Source organism: Streptomyces sp. NPDC046909, assembly GCF_040644695.1.
GTDB lineage: Bacteria > Actinomycetota > Actinomycetes > Streptomycetales > Streptomycetaceae > Streptomyces.
Genome location: NZ_JBEYXC010000011.1, coordinates 45,031 through 64,755 on the forward strand (window position 1 = coordinate 45,031; position 19,725 = coordinate 64,755).

Annotated in this window: 16 protein-coding genes; 6 read left to right on the top strand and 10 right to left on the bottom strand. The window is 71.5% G+C overall.

The window, feature by feature from the left end; all coding sequences use genetic code 11:
* Positions 1 to 82: 82 nt before the first annotated feature.
* From ABZ928_RS32455 to ABZ928_RS32480, 6 genes are all read right to left on the bottom strand, one after another.
* The gene (locus ABZ928_RS32455; RefSeq protein WP_361526857.1) at positions 83 to 3,034 is read right to left on the bottom strand and encodes a M14 family zinc carboxypeptidase; all 2,952 of its coding nucleotides are present in this window, start codon (positions 3,032 to 3,034) and stop codon (positions 83 to 85) included.
* Positions 3,035 to 3,193: 159 nt separating this feature from the next.
* On the bottom strand, positions 3,194 to 4,183 hold the full coding sequence (whiA, locus tag ABZ928_RS32460; protein WP_329340465.1) for a DNA-binding protein WhiA: 990 nt from the start codon (positions 4,181 to 4,183) through the stop codon (positions 3,194 to 3,196).
* Entirely contained in the window at positions 4,174 to 5,241 is a 1,068-nt protein-coding gene (gene yvcK, locus ABZ928_RS32465; protein ID WP_361526859.1) for a uridine diphosphate-N-acetylglucosamine-binding protein YvcK, read from the bottom strand. The genes whiA and yvcK overlap by 10 nt, the downstream gene beginning before the upstream one ends.
* Entirely contained in the window at positions 5,238 to 6,209 is a 972-nt protein-coding gene (rapZ, locus tag ABZ928_RS32470; protein WP_361526861.1) for an RNase adapter RapZ, read from the bottom strand. The genes yvcK and rapZ overlap by 4 nt, the downstream gene beginning before the upstream one ends.
* Entirely contained in the window at positions 6,206 to 8,254 is a 2,049-nt protein-coding gene (gene uvrC / locus ABZ928_RS32475; protein ID WP_361526863.1) for an excinuclease ABC subunit UvrC, read from the bottom strand. Before uvrC ends, rapZ begins: the two co-directional genes overlap by 4 nt.
* 92 nt (positions 8,255 to 8,346) lie before the next feature.
* A complete protein-coding gene (locus ABZ928_RS32480) occupies positions 8,347 to 9,021 on the bottom strand; it encodes a response regulator transcription factor (protein ID WP_361526865.1) in 675 nt (224 codons plus the stop codon).
* Between the two features lie 214 nt (positions 9,022 to 9,235).
* On the opposite strand from ABZ928_RS32480, the gene ABZ928_RS32485 reads away from it, so the two are divergent.
* Positions 9,236 to 9,400, top strand: coding sequence for a hypothetical protein (locus ABZ928_RS32485; RefSeq protein ID WP_361526867.1), 165 nt, complete (start codon positions 9,236 to 9,238; stop codon positions 9,398 to 9,400).
* A gap of 106 nt (positions 9,401 to 9,506) precedes the next feature.
* On the opposite strand, the gene ABZ928_RS32490 is transcribed toward ABZ928_RS32485, so the two are convergent.
* Together ABZ928_RS32490 and ABZ928_RS32495 are read right to left on the bottom strand one after the other, a co-directional pair.
* Entirely contained in the window at positions 9,507 to 12,239 is a 2,733-nt protein-coding gene (locus ABZ928_RS32490) for a nitrate- and nitrite sensing domain-containing protein (RefSeq protein WP_361526869.1), read from the bottom strand.
* A gap of 196 nt (positions 12,240 to 12,435) precedes the next feature.
* Positions 12,436 to 13,827: a sugar ABC transporter substrate-binding protein gene (locus tag ABZ928_RS32495; protein WP_361526871.1), complete on the bottom strand. Its 1,392-nt coding sequence runs from the start codon at positions 13,825 to 13,827 to the stop codon at positions 12,436 to 12,438.
* Between the two features lie 208 nt (positions 13,828 to 14,035).
* Here ABZ928_RS32495 and ABZ928_RS32500 point away from each other — a divergent pair, with 208 nt between their 5' ends.
* From ABZ928_RS32500 to ABZ928_RS32515, 4 genes are all read left to right on the top strand, one after another.
* Complete coding sequence (locus ABZ928_RS32500; RefSeq protein WP_361526873.1) at positions 14,036 to 14,410, top strand: response regulator; 375 nt, start codon at positions 14,036 to 14,038, stop codon at positions 14,408 to 14,410.
* A 195-nt stretch (positions 14,411 to 14,605) separates the two neighbouring features.
* Entirely contained in the window at positions 14,606 to 15,562 is a 957-nt protein-coding gene (locus ABZ928_RS32505) for a hypothetical protein (RefSeq protein ID WP_361526875.1), read from the top strand.
* Between the two features lie 113 nt (positions 15,563 to 15,675).
* Entirely contained in the window at positions 15,676 to 16,800 is a 1,125-nt protein-coding gene (locus tag ABZ928_RS32510; protein ID WP_361526877.1) for a LacI family DNA-binding transcriptional regulator, read from the top strand.
* Positions 16,797 to 17,705, top strand: a complete 909-nt coding sequence (locus tag ABZ928_RS32515) for a carbohydrate kinase (protein WP_361526879.1) — start codon at positions 16,797 to 16,799, stop codon at positions 17,703 to 17,705. The genes ABZ928_RS32510 and ABZ928_RS32515 overlap by 4 nt, the downstream gene beginning before the upstream one ends.
* Before the next feature lie 25 nt (positions 17,706 to 17,730).
* Here the strand turns inward: ABZ928_RS32515 and ABZ928_RS32520 are convergent, their stop codons facing one another.
* Positions 17,731 to 18,585, bottom strand: a complete 855-nt coding sequence (locus tag ABZ928_RS32520; RefSeq protein WP_361526881.1) for a helix-turn-helix transcriptional regulator — start codon at positions 18,583 to 18,585, stop codon at positions 17,731 to 17,733.
* A 100-nt stretch (positions 18,586 to 18,685) separates the two neighbouring features.
* On the opposite strand from ABZ928_RS32520, the gene ABZ928_RS32525 reads away from it, so the two are divergent.
* Complete coding sequence (locus ABZ928_RS32525) at positions 18,686 to 19,246, top strand: YceI family protein (RefSeq protein WP_361526883.1); 561 nt, start codon at positions 18,686 to 18,688, stop codon at positions 19,244 to 19,246.
* Between the two features lie 3 nt (positions 19,247 to 19,249).
* Here ABZ928_RS32525 and ABZ928_RS32530 read toward each other — a convergent pair whose 3' ends face one another.
* A complete protein-coding gene (locus ABZ928_RS32530) occupies positions 19,250 to 19,708 on the bottom strand; it encodes a DUF4231 domain-containing protein (protein WP_361526885.1) in 459 nt (152 codons plus the stop codon).
* Positions 19,709 to 19,725 lie beyond the last annotated feature (17 nt).

Sequence of the window (19,725 nt, forward strand, 5' to 3'; positions counted from 1 at the left end):
AGTAGGGGTACGGACCGCCCGGGCCGAAAGGCCCCGTCGCTCGAATCGGTTACGGAGAGTCAGTCACCGTTGACCGGTGCGTTCACCCTCCGAGGGCCGCGAGCGCCTTGCCGAGCAGGGTCGTACGGTCGGCCGCCGCGGTGACGTGCTCCAGGCCGAAGCCCAGCAGCACGGTGTCGTCCGTGGTGACCGCGCCGTAGGTCTTGAACAGCTCTCCGGCGAGCCCCCAGTCCTTGACGACCGCCGGGCTGCCCGCGGGCGGCCCGGGGACGCTCCAGGCGCCCAGCGAGGTCTCGAAGCCCTCGGTCTCGACCGCGGTGCCGCCGATGACGACGGACGCGTTGTCGACGAGGATGCCGCGACCGCCGCCACCCGGGTCGGTGATGTAGCTGAGGTCGATCTCCACCGTCCTGCCCGCGTAGGCGGAGAGGTCGAAGGAGACCTGCTGCCAGCCCGCCGAGGCCCCGGTGAGGCTGTTCCACTGGCCGCTGGTGCCGGTGTTGGTGCAGCCGCCGTCGCCGAGCGTCAGATACCGCTTGAGCGCGGGGTGGGCCGCGATGAAGTACCCGGCCTCGCACTCGGTCGGTACGGCGCTGCTGGTCTGGCCGCCCTTGTCCGGGAGCGTGGTCCAGTCGTCGCCCCCGGCGGTACGGGCCTCCAGGACGGCGTGGTCGTAGCCCTCCTCGGTGCTCCACAGGATGCGGGTCTGGAACGTGGGCGCCTGGGCGGCGGTCACGTTCGTGAGGTCGATGGTGCGGGTGAGGCGGTTCCAGGCGTAGTCGCTGTGCGTGACGGCCGCCATGGAGGCGCCTTCGTACGGGCCGTACGGGTTGACCGTGCCGGGGTAGCTGCCCCCGCCCGCGCTCGCGAACTGCGGGAACGTGGCGGCCGGCAGGTTGTCCGAGGTGACGCTGAACGACCCGGCCGTGTCGAGCGGGTTGCCCGGCGCCGCGCCGAGCGCCGCGCCGGCTCCGGCGAGTTTTCCGGTGCCCTGGAAGGCGGTGGCCCCCGGGAGGGACGTACGGGTGTAGGCGCCCAGGTAGTACTGGCTGAAGTCGTTCGACAGGGTGCCGCCGCCGAGGTCGACGGTGCCGCCGGCCCGTTCGCCCGCCTCGATCAGCTTGCCGCCCTCGTTGAGGAAGGCCCGCAGCTGGAGCTGGGTGGCGTTGCCGGGGACGCTCGCGCCGGTGTAGTGGACGACCGTCCCGAAGTGGTCGAGGACGCCGAGCGCGTCGGGCGCGCCCTGGGCGGCGACGTCCCAGACGATCGCCTTGCGGCCGTTGGCCTTCAGCGCGTCGACGTAGGTCTGCGCCTGTGTGGCGGTCGCGCCCTCCTCGGCGACCACGAGCGTGTCCGCGCGCGGCCGTTGGGCCACGGTGTACGTGAAGTGCTCGCTGGAGGTGGGCTTTCCGCTTCTGGTCCTGCCGGTGAACCACACCTCGACCTTGTCGCCCGGGTCGCCGTCCTCGACCTTGGCCCGGTACTCGTCGAAGTAGAGGTTGTCGTCACCGCCGTACGTCTCGCCGCCCTTCCAGGCCCTGAGGTCCTCGTCGTGGACGCGGCCGCCGTTGACGCGGTACTTGAGCTCCTTGTCCCGCACGGACTTGCGTACGGTGACGGAGACCTCCTGGTCCGCGCCGCGGGAGTAGGACGTGGTGAACGTCTTCGGGGTGAAGTCGGCGGCCTTCAGACCGAGCGAGGACTTCGGCTGGTCGGGCTGGCCCGCGGACTCGGCGACGGAGAGCGCGAACGGGATGTTCTTCTCGAACTCCGCCTGGATCAGCTTCTCGTCGTCCGGGAAGTTGAAGACCGACTGGCAGTCCGCCGCGTTCCACTGGTCGTTCGGGTCGATGTTCGAGGCCGTCTGGCAGGTCGACATCTCGGGGGTGAACATCGCCAGGCCGTTGACGTTCGACGCGTGGCCGTCCGCCTCGCCGTTGGTGGTGTACAGCTCCGAGGAGACCTGCGGACGGTAGCCGGGGATCGCGGAGTTGTCCGGGGTGCCGGCGAGCGACCGGTAGAGGACGTCGTCGGGGGTGTCGGTGGCCACCTGCCAGCCGACCCCGTAGAGGAGGAGTTCGGCGGCGGAGTGGTAGTTGATGCCGTACGTGAAGCCGATCCGCTTCTCGAAGGCGTCCAGCGCCTTGGTCTCGGGCTCGGAGCTGGGTTCCGTGCCGCGGTAGGTCTCGCTGGTGGGGTTGGGCGACGAACCCTCGTTGTCGTAGCCCCACTTGTAGGAGAAGTTGCGGTTGAGGTCGACGCCGTCACCGATCGCGATGGTGCCGTCGCCGTTGTTGTCCCGCAGGTTCTTGCGCCACAGGCGGGTGTCGTCGCTCTGGAAGGTGTAGTCGTAGCCGTCGGGGTTGGCCGAGAGGACGAACCACAGTTCGGTCGAGTCGACGATCTTCTTGATGCGCTGGTCGGTCTTGTAGTGGTCGACGTAGTAGTGGAGCAGCCGTCTGGTCATCTCCGGCGTGATCCACTCGCGCGCGTGCTGGTTGGACAGGTACAGGACCGAGGGCTTGGCGCCGTCCTTGGTCTTCTTCGCGTTCTTGGTCAGTTTGAGCGCGAGGATGTCCTGGCCGCCCACCGTCTTGCCGATGGAGACGACCTTGGTGAGGCCGGGGTTCTCCTGGCCGGTGCGGAGGATCTCCTCCTTGAGGTTGCCGGCCCCGCTGTACGGGCGGAACACCCCGTCGGCGGCGGCCTCGACGCGGGCCTCGGCCTTGGCGGAGAGGGTGTACTCGGTGAGGTCGACGCCCTGCTGTTCCAGCTTGTCGGCCTGTTTGTCGGTGAGGTAGACCTCGACCGTCGCGGTGCCCTTGGCGGGTACCTGCTCGCTCAGTTCATGGCCGTCCTGCCCGGCCGCCAGCAGCAGGGGGACCTGCTTGTTGGTGACCTCAGCGTGGAAGACCTTGACCTCGTTCGGATCGGGAGAGGGTGCGCTCTCCGCGGCCTGGGCGAGCGGCGCGATGCCCGCTCCGCCCAGCAGGAGTGCGCCAACGGCGAGGATCGGTCTCGCTCTTCGTCTCATGTGCCCCCCTTGCGTCTGTCCGCCACAGCAGCGAACACATGCCAGGCTCATGACACTTCATGATCCAGTCAAGGGTGCCTCAAAGACAGCCAAACGCCGGTGCCGACACTCCAATGGAGCATCGGCACCGGCGTGTTGACGGTTGGTCACCCGAGATCGTCAGCCCGCGAGGTTGTCGGCCATCTCCTCGGTGATGCTGGACTCGGTGCCCGGGATGCCGAGGTCCTGCGCCCGCTTGTCGGCCATGGCGAGCAGTCGGCGGATCCGGCCCGCGACGGCGTCCTTGGTCAGCGGCGGGTCGGCGAGCGCGCCCAGCTCCTCCAGGGAGGCCTGCTTGTGGTCCATGCGCAGCCGCCCGGCGGCCGCGAGATGCTCGGGCACGTCGTCGGCGAGGATCTCCAGCGCACGCTGCACACGGGCGCCGGCGGCGACGGCCGCGCGGGCCGAGCGGCGCAGGTTGGCGTCGTCGAAGTTGGCGAGACGGTTCGCCGTCGCGCGCACCTCGCGGCGCATCCGGCGCTCCTCCCAGGCCAGCACCGACTCATGGGCGCCGAGCCGGGTGAGCAGCGCGCCGATCGCGTCGCCGTCGCGGACCACCACCCGGTCCACGCCGCGCACCTCGCGGGCCTTCGCGGCGATGGAGAGCCGGCGGGCGGCGCCGACCAGGGCAAGCGCGGCCTCCGGACCCGGGCAGGTCACCTCCAGGGAGGAGGAACGGCCGGGCTCGGTCAGCGAGCCGTGCGCCAGGAAGGCCCCGCGCCAGGCGGCCTCGGCGTCACAGGTGGCACCGGAGACGACCTGCGGGGGCAGCCCCCGGATCGGGCGGCCCCGCCCGTCGACCAGGCCGGTCTGCCGGGCCAGCTGGTCACCGCCGGCGACCACGCGCACCACGTACCGCGAACCGCGGCGCAGTCCGCCCGGTGCCATCACGATCAGTTCGGAGCTGTGGCCGAAGATCTCCAGGATGTCCCGCTTGAGCCGGCGGGCCGCCATCGCGGTGTCCAGCTCCGCCTCGATCACGATCCGCCCGCTCACCAGGTGGAGGCCGCCGGCGAACCGCAGGATGGCGGAGACCTCCGCCTTTCTGCAGCAGGTCCGGGTGACGGGGAGCCGGGAGATCTCGTCCTTCACCGCTGCCGTCATCGCCATGGGCCGATCCTTCCATGCATCCGAAAAATACGGTCGTACGCGGCGGCCAACAGCTCCGGGTCGTGCCTCGGGGTCCCGTCGGGCCGGGCCACCGGCGCCAGCTCGACCGCGGCGCCGAGCCGCTTGGCGGCGTCGGTCAGCGAGTCGCGGTCGGGCACGGCGGCCTCGTCGGCCAGCACCACGTCCAGGGCGAGTTTAGGGGCGTGTCGTCCCAAAACCTCCAAATGACGCTGCGGGGAGAAGCCATCGGTTTCTCCGGGCTGCGGGGCGAGGTTCAGCGAGAGTACCCGGCGTGCCTTCGTCTGGGTGAGGGCGTCCAGGAGTTCGGGCACCAGCAGATGCGGGATGACCGAGGAGAACCAGGAGCCGGGGCCGAGCACCACCCAGTCCGCGTCGAGGACGGCGGCGACCGCCTCGGGGACGGCGGGCGGGTCGTGCGGTACGACGTGCACGGACTGCACCTCGCCGGGGGTGAGGGCGACGGTGGCCTGGCCCCGGACGGTGTCCACGTCCTCGGGCCGCTCCGGGTCGTGCCCCTTGACCAGAGCCTGGAGCTCCAGGGGTACGGCGGACATGGGCAGCACGCGCCCGTGCGCGCCGAGGAGCTTGCCGACCAGGTCGAGGGCCTGGACATGGTCGCCGAGCTGCTCCCACAGGGCGACGATCAGCAGATTGCCGACCGCGTGGTCGTGCAGGTCGCCCTTGGAGTGGAAGCGGTGCTGGATGACGCGGGCCCAGGTCTGGCCCCAGTCGTCGTCGCCGCACAGCGCGGCCAGCGCCTTGCGCAGATCACCGGGCGGCAGGACGCCCAGCTCGTCGCGGAGCCGCCCGCTGGAGCCGCCGTCGTCGGCCACGGTGACGACGGCGGTGAGGTCGCCGGTGATCCGGCGCAGGGCGGCGAGCGAGGCGGACAGGCCCATGCCGCCGCCGAGGGCGACGACCTTGGGCTGGGCACCGCGGCGGCGCGGCTTGGCACCGCGGGCCTCCACGGGCCGGGTCGCGCGTCCCTCGGGCACGACCCGGCGCAGCCTGCTCAGCCGCGGAGAACGTGCTGTCATTCCCGTCCCATGTCCCGGTGTACGACCACCGTCTCCACGCCCTGGGAGGCGAGGCGGGCGGCGAGCTTCTCGGAGGTGGCGACGGAGCGGTGCTTGCCGCCGGTGCAGCCGACCGCGATGGTCACGTACCGCTTGCCCTCGCGGCGGTAGCCGGCCGCGATGAGCTGGAGCAGTTCGCTGTAGCGGTCGATGAACTCCTTGGCGCCGGGCTGGTTGAAGACGTACGCCGACACCTCCTCGTTGAGGCCGGTGAAGGGGCGCAGCTCCGGGACCCAGTGCGGGTTGGGCAGGAACCGCATGTCCACGACCAGGTCGGCGTCGACCGGAAGGCCGTACTTGAAGCCGAAGGACATGACGGTGGCCCGCAGCTCGGGCTCCTCCTCGCCGGCGAACTGGGCGTCCATCTTGGCGCGCAGTTCGTGGACGTTGAGGCTGGAGGTGTCGATGACCAGGTCGGCGTCACCGCGCAGCTCGCGCAGCAGCTCGCGCTCGGCGTCGATGCCGTCGACGATGCGGCCGTCGCCCTGGAGGGGGTGCGGGCGGCGCACCGACTCGAAGCGGCGGACCAGGGCCTCGTCGGAGGACTCCAGGAAGACGATCCGCCGGGTGACGTGCTTGGCCTCCAGGTCGGCGAGGGACTCGCGGAGGTTGTCGAAGAAGCGGCGGCCGCGGACGTCGACGACGACCGCGATCCGGGCGACATTGCCCTGGGAGCGGGCGCCGAGCTCCACCATGGTGGGGATCAGCGCGGGCGGCAGGTTGTCGACGACGAACCAGCCGAGGTCCTCCAGACACTTGGCGGCGGTCGACCGGCCGGCTCCGGACATGCCGGAGATGATCACCAGCTCGGGGATGGCCGCGTCGGGGAGGCCGGCGGCGTCGCCGGTCGTGCCCGTACTCGTGCCCGTACTCACCTGTGCTCCGTCTCCGGTGTGGTCCTGTGGGCCTTCTTGCTCGTTCACATTCATGTCTCCTGCCCCCGTCGTTCGTCCGGGGCGCCCGTCCGTAGGGGCTCCCCACTGGAACCCATCGTGCCGGGTTCCTCTTCCATGATCTCTCCAGTAGCTGTGTTCACCGCGGGCGCGGCCGGTGCCGCCTGGGCGAGGGCCACGGCGATGGTCTCAGCCGTTTTGCGGCCTATGCCGGGGACCTCGCAGATCTGGTCGATGGTGGCAGATCGAAGTTTCTTCAACGAGCCGAAATGTTTCAGAAGTGCCTGCTTGCGGGTGTCCCCGAGGCCGGGGACGTCGTCCAGGGGGCTCGACCGGAAGCGCTTGGCCCGTTTGGCGCGCTGGTAGGTGATCGCGAAACGGTGCGCCTCGTCACGGACGCGCTGGAGGAGATAGAGGCCCTCGCTGGTGCGGGGCAGGACGACCGGGTCGTCCTCGTCGGGCAGCCACACCTCCTCCAGGCGCTTGGCGAGGCCGCAGACGGCGATGTCGTCGATGCCGAGCTCGTCGAGGGCCTTCTTGGCGGCGGCGACCTGGGGCTGGCCGCCGTCGACGACGAGGAGCTGGGGCGGGTAGGCGAACTTCTTGGGGCGGCCGTCGTCCTCGGTGAGGGTGTTCCCGGGGACGTCCCCGGAGCCGTCGTCCACCCACTCGCCGGTCTTCTCCTTCTCGGCGATGTACCGCTTGAAGCGGCGGGTGATCACCTCGTGCATGGAGCGGACGTCGTCCTGGCCCTCGAAGCCCTTGATCTGGAAGCGCCGGTACTCGCTCTTGCGCTGGAGCCCGTCCTCGAAGACGACCATGGAGGCGACGACGTCGTCGCCCTGGAGGTGCGAGATGTCGAAGCACTCGATGCGCAGCGGGGCGCTGTCGAGGTCGAGGGCCTCGGCGATCTCCTCCAGGGCACGCGAGCGCGTGGTGAGGTCGGAGGCGCGCTTGGTCTTGTGCAGGGCGAGCGCCTGGAGGGCGTTGCGCTCCACGGTCTCCATCAGCGCCTTCTTGTCGCCGCGCTGCGGGATGCGCAGCGAGACATGGGAGCCGCGGCGTCCGGTGAGCCACTCCTGGACCGGCTCGACCGGGTCGGGCAGGGCCGGGACGAGGACCTCCTTGGGGACGGAGTCGCCGGTCTCCTCGCCGTAGAGCTGCTGGAGGGCGTGCTCGACGAGGGCACCGGTGGTGATCTCCTCGACCTTGTCGGTGACCCAGCCGCGCTGGCCGCGCACGCGGCCGCCACGGACGTGGAAGATCTGCACGGCGGCTTCGAGCTCGTCCTCGGCGACCGCGATGAGGTCGGCGTCGGTCGCGTCGGCGAGCACGACCGCGTTCTTCTCCATGGCCTTCTTCAGGGCCTCGATGTCGTCGCGCAGGCGGGCGGCCCGCTCGTACTCCATCTCCTCGGCCGCCTCCATCATCCGCTTCTCCAGCCGGCGCAGGTACGTCCCGGTCCGGCCGGCCATGAAGTCGCTGAACTCCTCGGCGAGTTCGCGGTGTTCCTCAGCGGAGACCCGGCCGACGCAGGGCGCGGAGCACTTGCCGATGTAGCCGAGGAGGCAGGGGCGGCCGGTGCGGGCGGCGTTCTTGAAGACGCCGGCGGAGCAGGTGCGGACGGGGAAGACGCGCAGCAGGAGGTCGACGGTGTCGCGGATCGCCCACGCGTGCCCGTAGGGCCCGAAGTAGCGGACGCCCTTCTTCTTGTGACCGCGCATCACCTGCACGCGCGGGTACTCCTCGTTCATCGTCACCGCGAGGTACGGATAGCTCTTGTCGTCGCGGTACTTGACGTTGAACCGGGGGTCGTACTCCTTGATCCAGGAGTACTCCAGCTGAAGGGCCTCGACCTCCGTGGACACCACCGTCCACTCCACGGACGCGGCGGTGGTCACCATCGTGCGCGTGCGCGGGTGGAGGTTCGCCAGGTCCTGGAAGTAGTTCGCCAGGCGCTGGCGCAGGCTCTTCGCCTTTCCGACGTAGATCACCCGGCGGTGCTCGTCGCGGAATCGGTAGACCCCGGGAGAGTCCGGGATCTGTCCCGGCCTGGGGCGGTAGCTGGAGGGGTCGGCCATGTCTCCCACCCTACTGGCGGGGGCTGACAGTCCGACGGGGCTGTGGACGACGGCGGCCGGGACGCGCTACCAGTGTCTGCTGCCGGGACGCGCTACCGGGATTCCAGAAACGTCAGCACCGCCAGCACCCGCCGGTGGTCGTCCGTGTCCTCGGTGAGGCTCAGCTTGCCGAGGATGCTGCGGACGTGCTTCTCGACCGTGCCCTCGGTGACCCAGAGGCGGCGGCCGATGCCGGCGTTGCTGCGGCCCTCGGCCATCAGGGCGAGGACCTCGCGTTCGCGGGCGCTGAGGTGGGACAGGGGGTCGTCGCGGCGCTGGGCGGTGAACAGTTCGTGGACGAGGGAGGGGTCGACCACCGCGCCGCCCTTGGCGATGCGGTCGAGGGACTCGGTGAACTCCTCGACGACCGTGATCCGGCTCTTCAGGAGGTACCCGACGCCGCGTCCGCCGGCCAGCAGCTCCAGGGCGTCCTCGACCTCGACGAACGCCGACAGGACGAGGATGCCGGTGCGCGGATGGCGCTCCCGGATGGTGCGGGCGGCCTTGAGGCCCTCGGTGGAGTGGTCGGGCGGCATCCTGATGTCGACGATCGCGATGTCGGGGCGTTCCTCGTCGACCAGTTCCAGGAGCAGCTCCGCGTCACCCGCCTGGCCGACCACCTCGTACCCGGATCTCTCGCACAGACTCGCCAGGCCCTCCCGGAGCAGGATGTCGTCGTCGGCGAGGACCACCCGTCCCCGCACCTCTTGCCGCGATGCGTCGTCCATGGCCCCGGCTCCCCTTGCCCGACCCGATCTGGTGCGCGCCCAACAGCCTGCCCCACCGGCGGGGTTACGGCTAGCCGGAAGCGGAATTGGGGGCTTGCCGTGACGACACGCGGACGTGCGCGGGCGATTCTCTTACCAGTGCGATGCGGAAGGACCGGTCGGCTCGGACACGAGGCGAGAGGCGGCGGGCCCTGGGACCGAAGGGTTGCGGGACATGCGACGGACGCGGATCGAGAAGCCGAGGAGGCGGTCGGGCCGGGTCCGTCCCGGTACCGAGGAGACGTACAGCTTCGGTGACGTCCTCGACCCGAGGGACCCCGACATCGTGCGCGCCAAGCGCCTGCGATCGGCACGGCACGGCGGTGACGACCGCCTCTAGGACCGGACGGCAGCCTCTCCGTCCGACATGACCGCCCGGTGCGTACGCGACGTCACCAGTCCGAGGTCCCCCCGCCCGGACAACTCCCCCGCGTGCGCCCGGGCGGTCACACGTCCGCCGGGGGCGGGTTCAGCGGAAGGCGTACGGCCATGGTCGTGCCCTCCCCGGGCGGGCTGGTGACGTCCAGCTTGCCGCCTACGGCCTCGACCCGGTCGATGAGCCCGATCAGACCGGAACCGCGGCCCGGCTCGGCGCCCCCGACGCCGTCGTCGCGGATGACCAGCTCCAGCCAGTCGTCGCGGATCTCGGCGTCGACCTGCACCACGCGCGCGTGCGCGTGTTTCGTGGCGTTGGTGAGGCATTCCGAGGTGACGTAGTACGCGGCCACCTCCAGCCGCTCCGGCAGCCGGGCCGGGGGCAGCCTCAGGTCGAGCTCCACGGGGACGGCCGAGCGGCGGGCCAGGGAGCGCAGGGCCGGACCGAGGCCGCCCTTGGAGAGGATGGCGGGGTGGATGCCGCGGGCCACCTGGAGCAGGTCCTGGAAGGCGTCGTCGAGCCCCTTGCCCACGTGGGCGAGCTGCTCGGCGAGTTCCGAGGACCGGTCCGTCAGCAGGGACTCGGCCAGTCTGAGGTCCAACTGGAGGGCGACGAGCCGTTGTTGGACCCCGTCGTGCAGATCGCGTTCGATGCGGCGCCGGGAGGCGTCCGAGGCGGCCACCACGCGCGCGCGTGACGCGGTCAGCTGGGCGCGGCTGTCGGCGTTGGCGATGGCCGTGGCGACGAGTTCGGTGAAGTCGGCCAGCCGGGACTCGGTGCCGCCGGGCAGGACGTCCTGCGGGGAGGCGGCGAGGATGAACCCCCACAGCCGGTCCTCGACGACGATGGGCGCGCCGACGGCCTGTCCGACGTGGGCCGCGCGGCGGGTCTCCAGGACCTCGCGGATCGCCTTGCGGCCCCCTTGTCTGCGGGTCTCCCGGGTGGCCCGCTCCAGCTCGTCCGGGAGCCCGAGGACGGTCCCGAGGACCGTCTGGCCGCCGTCGGCCTCCTGCCTGAGCACGGCCGCGGTCGTGTTCAGCAGGGCCCCGACCTCCTCGGCGACCCTCCCGAACACCTCGGACGGCGGGGCACCGCGCGCCACCAGGGTGGCGACCCGGCGCAGCGCGGCCTGCTCCAGGGCGGCCCGGCGGCTCTCGGTGACGTCACGCGCGGTGGCGTAGATGAGGCCTTCCTCGGGGACCGGCCGGGCGCTCCACTGAAGCCAGCACTCGGTGCCGTCCGCGCGCAGATAGCGGTTCTCGAACTCGGCCACCTCGACTCCGCTCGCGAGCCGGTCGAGGGCCGCGCGGGTGACGGCCCGGTCCTCCTCGTGCACGAACTCGATGTACGGCCTGGACAGCAGCTGCTCTCCCGGGCGGCCGAGGGTCCGTTCGAAGGCCGGGTTGACCCGCTTGAAGTAGCCGTCGAGGCCGCTGATGCAGAGCAGGTCGAGGGAGAGGTTGAAGATGCTCTCCACTTCCTGTTCGGCCTTCTCGCGCCGCCCGTGCGCCGCCGCGAAGGACGCCATGGTGCCGTTCATCCCGCCGAGGAGCTGCGCCCAGGTGCCCTCGAAGGCGGCGACGTCGGCGCGGTGTTCGAGCCGGCCCGAGTCGATCGCCGTGTTCATGGCCCGGATCTCGCCGGCCAGCCGCTCGGTGGTGACGCGCAGTTCGCGGAAGGTGTCGGCGACATCGCCGAGCTCGTCGCGTCCCGCGTACCGGATGTCGTACGAGAGATCGCCGGACGACAGGGCCCGCGCGCCCTCGGAGACCTCGCTGAGGGGGCGGGTGATGGACCGTCGCAGGGTGAGGGCGAGGACGGTGACGACGGCGAGGACGGTCAGGGAGGCGGCGAGGTCGCGCTGGACGCGGGTCTCCGCGCCGCGGCGGTCGCGGGCGGCGGTGGCGTCGAGTTCGCGTGCCGCCCGGTCCTGGATGCCGCGCAGGGAGTCGATGCGGGCCGTGGAGTCGGCGAGCCAGCGGTGGTACGAGGGCCATGGGGAGGTCTCGGCGGCGGGGGCGGCGAGGGTGTCGCGGACCTTGCGGACGGCCCTGCCTGGTGCCGCGAACTGGATGCCGTACAGCTTGCCGCGGAGTTCGTCCGTGGTGTTCTGCCTGAAGGTGTCCAGCTCGGCCGCCTCCAGTTCGGGCCAGCGTCCGGCGGTGGTGGGGCGTTGCCCGGCGGGTGTGTCCAGCAGGATCGCGAGTTCCGCGCGCTCGCGTTCGGCGGACTCGATGGCGCGGACGAGGGCGAGGTGCGCGTCGGCGGCCCGGCCCGAGGTCCGGGTGGGGCCGCCCGACTCGACGGCGGCCACGTTGTCGAGGAGCGTGTCCTCGATGCCGGCGTACTCCCCCGCCACGGCGCGCGCGGTCAGCGAGGCGGTGCCGGTCTGGACGCGCAGGGCGTGCAGGTGCCGGCCCACGGCGTCGAGGGCGCCGGCGACGTCGGTGCCGGTCCAGGGGGCGGCGCGGCCGGCGGCCCGGTCCAGGGCGCGGTCGGTGGCCCGTTCGGCCGCCGCGCGGTCCGCCAGGACGGGCGCCGCGGGGCGCAGACGGGCCTGTACGGCGGCGATCCGTTCCCGTGCGACGGCGTCGGAGACCCCGGTGAGCGCGAAGGACACCTCGGTGGCGTGGTGGAAGGAGCGCAGGTCGCTCGCCTCCTGCCACTGGGCGACGGCGCTGAACGCGGTGAAGGCCAGCAGGCCGGTCACCGGCAGCAGCACGAGGAGCATCAGCTTGCGGCCGACCCGCAGCCGGGCCAGGAGCGGGGGACGCCCCGTTCCGGTCGCTCTCGGGCCGCGCATGTCCGGTCCCTCAGCGCCCGGCGGGCGGGCCGTGCCAGTGGTGTCCGGTGGGCGGGCGGTGCCGGTGGTGCACGGTGGGCGGGCGGTGTTGACGGTCCGCCAGGTCCCTCACGTTCGCCATGCCCACCACCTCGTCGAGGAGCTCTCCTTCCCCGGTTTCCTCAGAATGCCCGTCAATTCCCCGGAGGTCCAGGCGTCATGGCCCCTGCCGCGGATAGCCGTCGTGGGCGGCGAGGTCCTTGTCGATGGCCGCCACCGCCTCGTCGAGGGTCGCCTTCACCGGGGCCCCGTTCTTCACGATCTCCGTGAAGGCCCGGGAGAAGGCCTCGGTGATCGCCGGGTAGGCGGGCGTCTGCGGCCGGGGACGGGCGACGCCGCCCGTGAGCTGCTCGATGAACAGATGCTCGGCGCCGCCGGTGGCGTACGCCGGAGAGAGCTTCACCGCGCTGTGCGTGGCCGGGATCGCGCCGTTGGCCCCGGTCATCCGGTCGACCTGGTCCGTCCTCAGCAGATAGGCGAGGAAGCGCCAGACGGCGTCGCCGTCGGCGGTGCCCGAGGTGACGCCCCACTGCCAGGAGCCCATCCCGGTCACCGTGCCCTCACCGAAGTCGGGCAGCGGCACGATCGCCACGTCGCCGGGGTGCGCCTTGCTGTAGTCCGGGTACCACCAGTGGCCGGTCCAGGAGATGACGGCGCGGCCCTCGCTGAACGCCTGGTCGTCGGTCCGGCCGGGCTCGACGAGCCCTTCCTTCACCCAACTCCGCATGACGGTGAGCGCCTTGACCGCCTCGGGCCCGTTGAGGAAGCCGTCGGCCGTCCGGAAGGTGCGCGGCTCGATGAGGTCGCCGCCCGCCGACCACACCGCGGGCGCGAAGCCGTACGTGGCCCACTCCTCGCCGGGCCTGGCGTAAAGGAGCCCCATGTCGAGGGGGGTCCTGTGGCCCGCCTCGCGGAGGGTGCGCAGGACGTCGGTGAACTCGTCGGAGGTCCAGGCGTCCTCGACGCCCTCGGGGATCCGGATGCCGGCCTTCTTCAGGACCGACGGCCGCACATACAGCCCGAGACCGGAGTCGAAGGTGCCGACGCCGTACAACTTCCCGGCGTATGTGCCCTGTTGGCGGATCGAGGTCAGCAGGTCGTCGCGGAGGCTCGCCGGTACGCAGGAGTCGATCGGCTTGAGCTTGCCGGACCAGGCGTAGCTGTACAGCCGCGGTCCGTCGAAGTCGAGCAGGTCCGGCAGGTCGCCGCTGGCGGCGGCGGAGTCCACGAGTTCGTTGTACGGCTTCTGCTCGGGCAGCGTGACGAGCTCGACCCGCACCCGTTTCTGCGCCTTGTTGAAGTCCGCGACCTGCTTCTGGAGGGTGCTGAACTCCCCGCTCGGCCCGGCGTGGAACCACACCGTCAGATGCTCGGTGCCCTCGATCCGGCCGTCGCAGGTCGTGTCCGTGCGGACCGTCCGGTCGGCGCCGCGGTCGTCGTCGCCTCCCCCGCCACCGCACGCGGCCAGCGGCAGGACGGCTCCCAACAGCCCCGCGGCCAGGGCGCGACGCCTCCGGACCGTTCCGACGTTCCTGATCCACGCCTTCATCGCGCACCCCCACTCGACCGGACCACCACGGCCTCCCCAGGGCAGCCCACATGCTACCGCCGGTGATGTGCCGCTGCGCTGTGTGAGCGGGAACTGCCGTGTTCGGCAAGGGAATTCAGCACATTCCAGCTGCCGGGAAGCAACGCGCGTCGACTCTTTCCGGGTAGCTGGAAAGCGCAATCACCGGCCGAGCGGGACCCTTTGGGGCATGTCCATGCGCTGTCTTCTCGTCGATGACAGCATCCGGTTCCTGGAGGCCGCGCGCACTCTTCTGGAGCGCGACGGAGTACCCGTCGTCGGCGTCGCCATGTCAGGCTCGGAAGCCATCGCGCGGGCCGCCGAACTGGTCCCGGACATCGTCCTGGTGGATCTCGATCTGGGCGGCGAGAGCGGCTTCGACCTGGCGGTGGAGCTCTCCGGCCAGGTGTCGTCCGTGATCATCCTGATCTCCACGCACTCCCTGGACGACTTCGAGGAACTCGTCGCCGCCAGCCCGGCCCGCGGATTTCTTCACAAGTCCGCCCTCTCCGCGCGGGCGATCAGAAAGATACTCGGCGACGACGGTGCCGTCGCGCAGCCTTGACTTTCCCGCCGTATCCCGGCCAGGAGTGCGCGTCCGTTGGGCATGAGGTGTTGTCGGGACTTGGTCAACACGCTTCAATGCGGGGGAACTCGGGACCGTGAAGAACGGCGTACGGATGTGAAGACGCCCCGGTCCCGGTGCGAACCCGCGCGAACGGTCTGACCAGCCGTCGTGAACACACAGAAAGGCCCCTGCATGCCGCACGCCACACAGCACGCGGATGTCGCCGCCGTCACCTCCGCGGAACTGGACACGGCCCTGCGGGGCGGCCCCTTCCACGTCGCCCTGCGGGCCGCGATCGCCGCCCGGGGACTGCCGCTCCAGCGCGTGCAGCACCATCTGACCCGGCACGGGGTCAAAGTGGGCGTCACCAGCCTGAGTTACTGGCAGCAGGGCGCCCGGCGCCCGCAGCGCCCCGAGTCGCTGCGCGCGGTCCGGGCCCTGGAGGAGATCCTCCAGCTGCCGGAGGAGTCCCTGATACGGCTGCTCGCCGAGGCCGACGAACACCAGGCCGCCGGACGCCCGGCCGGCCGCTCCTACCGCGCCCTCGTCGAGGCCTCCGGCGTACTGGAACGGCTGCTGGCCGAGCTGGACTCGCCGCCGGACGGCGGGCTGCACACCCTGGGCCACCACGAGCGGGTGCGGATCGGGGGGCGCCGGGAGCTGCTCGGCCGCGAGTCGCACCACATCGTGCGCGCCCACAAGGACGGCGTCGACCGGTTCGTGGCCGTCCACCACGGCGACCCGGGGTGCGCGCCGGAGCACATGCGGGTGCACGCCCTGGAGAACTGCCGCACCGGACGGGTCCGCTTCCACCACGAGACCGGCGTGCTCGTCGCGGAACTCCTGTTCGACACCCGGCTGCGGGCCGGCGACACCTTCCTGTTCCGCTACGGCGTCGAGGACGGCACGGCGGGCGTCAGTCGCGAGTACGTCCGCGGCTTCGGACCGTCCGGCGGCCAGTACGCCCTCCAGGTCCGCTTCGACGAGAACGCCCTCCCGGCCCGCTGCCACCGCTTCACCCAGCACTCCGCCGCCGCCCCGCGCAGCGGCCGCCAGGAGCTCGCGCTCACCGGGACGCACCGGTCGGTGCACATCGTCGAGCCGCGGGTGCGGACCGGGATCGTGGGGATCGGGTGGGACTGGGAATGACCGTTTGGGATTGAGCTGGTTTCGATCGACGTAAACGCTTGCGCAAGCGTTTACGTCCGTCGTCGGATGCGATACGTTCCCGGCCTGAGCGGTGTCCAGGAGGAGGGGGCGGCATGCCGACGATGGCCGACGTCGCGCGCAGCGCGGGCGTGTCCGTGGCGACCGTCTCGCATGTGCTCAACGGCACCCGGCCGGTGCTCCCGACGACCCGGCAGGCCGTGCTGGACGCCGTCGACGAGCTCGGTTACACACCCAACACCCTGGCCCGCTCCCTGGTGACCTCCCGCACCCGTTCCCTCGGCCTCGCGGTGTCGGCGATCAGCAACCCGTACTTCACGGAGATCCTCCAAGGCGTCGAGGCGGCGGCCCTGGAACACGGCTACAGCCTGCTCATCGCCGATCCGCACGACGACCCCGGCCACGAGCGCAAGGTCGTCCAGCTCCTGCACGAGCGGCGGGTGGACGGCGTCATCGTCGCGCCCTCGGCGCAACCCGCCGAGCTCCTCGCCTACCTCGGCCGGCACGACGTACCGACCGTGCTCCTCGACCGCGTCGTCGACACCGCCGCGCCGCGCTTCGACCAGGTGTGCGCCGAGAGCGGCACACCGACGAGCCTGCTGGTCACCCATCTCGCGGAACTCGGTCACCGGCGGATCGGCCTGGTGGCGGGCCGCCCGGGGCTCAGCACCACCGACGAGCGGATCTCCGGGTACCGGGACGGACTCACGGCCGCCGGGCTGCCGCACGACGGGACGCTGGTCGTCCACGGCGACTCCGCGTCGGCCGGTGCCGAGCGGGCGACCGCCGCGCTGCTGTCCCTCGCCGAGCCGCCGACGGCCCTCGTCACCGCCAACAACACGATGACGCTGGGCGCGCTGCGTGTCCTGCGCGAGCGCGGTCTGGCGGTGCCCGGTGACATCGCGCTGTGCTGCTTCGACGACTTCCCCTGGGCCGATCTCTTCTCCCCCCGGCTCACCGCGATCGCCCAGCCGGGACGGGAGATCGGGGCGCGGGCGTTCCAGGTGCTCCTGGAACGGCGGGCCGATCCGGACCGGCCCGCCCGGACGGTCCGGCTGCCCTGCGCGTTCGTGCACCGGACGTCGTGCGGGTGTCCCGAGGAGGCCGGGACGCCCGAGAAGGCCGGGACGCCCGAGAAGGCCGGGACGCCGGAGAAGGCTGGGACGCCCGAGAAGGCCGGGACCTCTGGAACCATCCCCCTGGAAAGGAACCGCTCGTGATCGTCGTCGCCGGTGAGGCCCTCATCGACCTGGTACCGCAGGGCACGGGAGCCCTGGCGGGGCTGACGCCGGCGCTCGGCGGGGGCCCGTACAACACGGCCGTCGCCCTCGGCCGCCTCGGCTCCCGCACCGCCTTCTGCTCCCGTACGTCGTCGGACGCGTTCGGCGAGGCCCTGCTCGACGGGCTGCGGCGGGCGTCCGTGGACGTGTCGGCGGTGCAGCGCGGTCCGGAGCCCACGACGCTGGCGGTCGCCACGATCGACGCGAGCGGCTCGGCGGCGTACTCCTTCTACGTCGAGGGCACCGCGGACCGCCTGTTCTCGGCACCCGCCGCCCTCCCCGCCGACACGCGCGCGGTGTCCTTCGGCACCTGCTCGCTCGTCCTGGAGCCCGGGGCGAGCGCCTACGAGGAGCTGCTGCGGACCGCCGCCGCGCAGGGCGTGTTCACCGCGCTCGACCCCAACATCCGGGCCGGACTGATCCCGGACGCGGACGCCTACCGGGCCCGGTTCAAAAGCTGGCTGCCCTCGGTGTCCCTGCTCAAGCTCTCCGAGGAGGACGCGCTGTGGCTGGGCGGCACGCCTCGCGAGTGGCTGGCCGCGGGGCCCTCCGCCGTGGTGATCACCCAGGGCGGCGACGGCCTCACCGCGTTCACCCGCGACGGGGGCGTGCACTCCGTGCCGGGCGAGAAGGTCGACGTCGTCGACACGATCGGCGCGGGTGACACGGTGAACGCGGCTCTCCTGCACGGACTGTCCGTCCAGGACGCGTTGTCGCGCGAGGCCCTCGAAGGGCTGGGGGTGCCGGGGTGGACACGGTTGCTGCGGTTCGCGGCGCGGGCGGCGGCGGTGACGTGCTCGCGGGCGGGGGCGGAGCCGCCGTACGCGGGTGAGGTGGGGTTCTAGGGACTTCCCCGCTTCCTGCGGGAGTTCAGCCGCTCACCGCGCGAAGTGCCCCCGGCGTACGGCCGTTGAGCCGGTCGAGGGCCGTCGCGGTGGCTTCGTCGGCCGGGACGTGGATCGTCAGGCGCTGTCCGTCGTCCGGGAGTTCGAGGGTCTCGTACGACAGTCTCAGGCGCCCCGCCTCGGGATGCTCGACGAGGTCCGTGCCGGAGCGGGCAGGCAGGGCCGGAACCGCGGAGAGCCGGTCGGTGAAGGCCGCTCCCGCGGTGACCGTCAACTCGTCGGCGAGAGCGGCGACATGGGGGTCGTGCAGGGAGGCGTCGTGGCGGAGATGGGCGATCTGCGTGTCCGCCAGGCGCTCCCAGCCGGGGTAGACGGCACGGGCCCGGTCGTCGGTGAAGACGTACCGCACGACGTTGGGCGGGTGGCCGTCGAGGAGACCCAGCGGGCGGGCGAACCGTTCGTAGCCGTGGGTGTGGGCCACGATGTCGCCGATCCAGTTGACCAGCACTGCCGGGGTGGGTTCGAGGCGGTCGAGCAGGGCCCGTACGGTGGGCCGCACGGTGTGGGTGGGGGCCTCCGCCGAGGCGCAGGACGCCTTGTCCGCGTCGATCTCCTTGGCGAGGCGGCGCAGCAGGAAGCGGTCAGGACCCGGCAGGCGCAGCACGTCCCCGAGCGCGCCGAGCACCTGGTGTGAGGGGTTGCGGTCGCGGCCCTGTTCGAGCCGGGTGAGGTACTCGACGCTGATACCGGCGAGCGTGGCGAGCTCGGAGCGGCGCAGTCCGGGGGTGCGGCGACGGGGACCCGTGGGCAGGCCCACGTCCGCGGGTGTGACGGATTCACGGCGGGTGCGCAGGAAGGTGCCCAACTCGTTGTCGCTCACCTTCCGAACGTACAACGCGGGCCGCGGTGGAGGGTGTCCCTGTCACTACCACTCTCCGCCCGGTCTCCCTCCGCGGCGGCGGGCCGCGCAGGGTGGACGCATGACCAACTCCTCGGAAACCACCGCCCCTTCGGCCGCCGCGCTCCCCCTCTCCTCCGGCGACTGGGAACTCGACCCGCTGCACTCCGCCGTCAACTTCACCATCCGCCACCTCGGGATCGCCAAGGTGCGCGGCCGTTTCACCGAGTTCAAGGCCGAGTTGTACGCCGGTGCGACGGCCGACGACGTACGGGTGAGCGCCGAGATCGCGCTCGCCTCCATCGACACCGGCAACCCCGACCGCGATGCCCACACCCGCTCGGCCGATCTGCTCGACGTGGAGAAGCGTCCGACGATGACGTTCCGTTCGACGCGGGTGTCGGGGTCGGGTGAAGACTGGTCGCTGGAGGGCGAGTTGACCATCGGCGAGGTGTCCCGGCCGGTGACGCTGGCCGTCGAGTTCGGCGGTGTCGTGGACTCACCGGCGGATCAGCGCCGGCACGCCGGGTTCGAGGCGACCGGCGAGATCCGACGCGGCGACTTCGGGCTCGACTTCGGGGCGGGGTTCCTCGGTGACGTGGTCAAGATCCAGCTGGACATGCAGTTCGTCGAGCCGAAGTAGCCGCTACTTGGTCTCCCGTTCGGCCCATAGGGCGTTCTCCTTGCTCGTGAGCTTCTCCAGCTGCTCGGCGAGCAGGAGATCAGGGTCGTCCGCCTTGGCGTAGCGGCCGGCGCGCGCCTGATACAGATGATCCTCGCGGCGCAGGCTCTCGCACACGGATCGGTAACTGATCCAGTTCTCCTGGTACTTGAAGAGTTGCTGGGCGCCCTCGATGACCGCGACCAGGGCGCCCATCAGCGCCACGATCCAGTCGGGGGCTCCCGCGGCGACGGCCACGGGGAGGCCCGCCGCCAGGATCAGAGTGGCCATCTTCAGCCGCTTGAACTGGCGTTGGGCGGAGACGCTCTTGTCGTCGAACCATTTGATCTGGCCCTCCAGACGCTTCCGCGTGGCATCCGCGCGCTTCTCGGCACTCTGGTCGGGCTCGTTGCGTCTGGGCTCCGGAACGGCGGTGGCGGTCACGTGATTCCCCTCTCGCG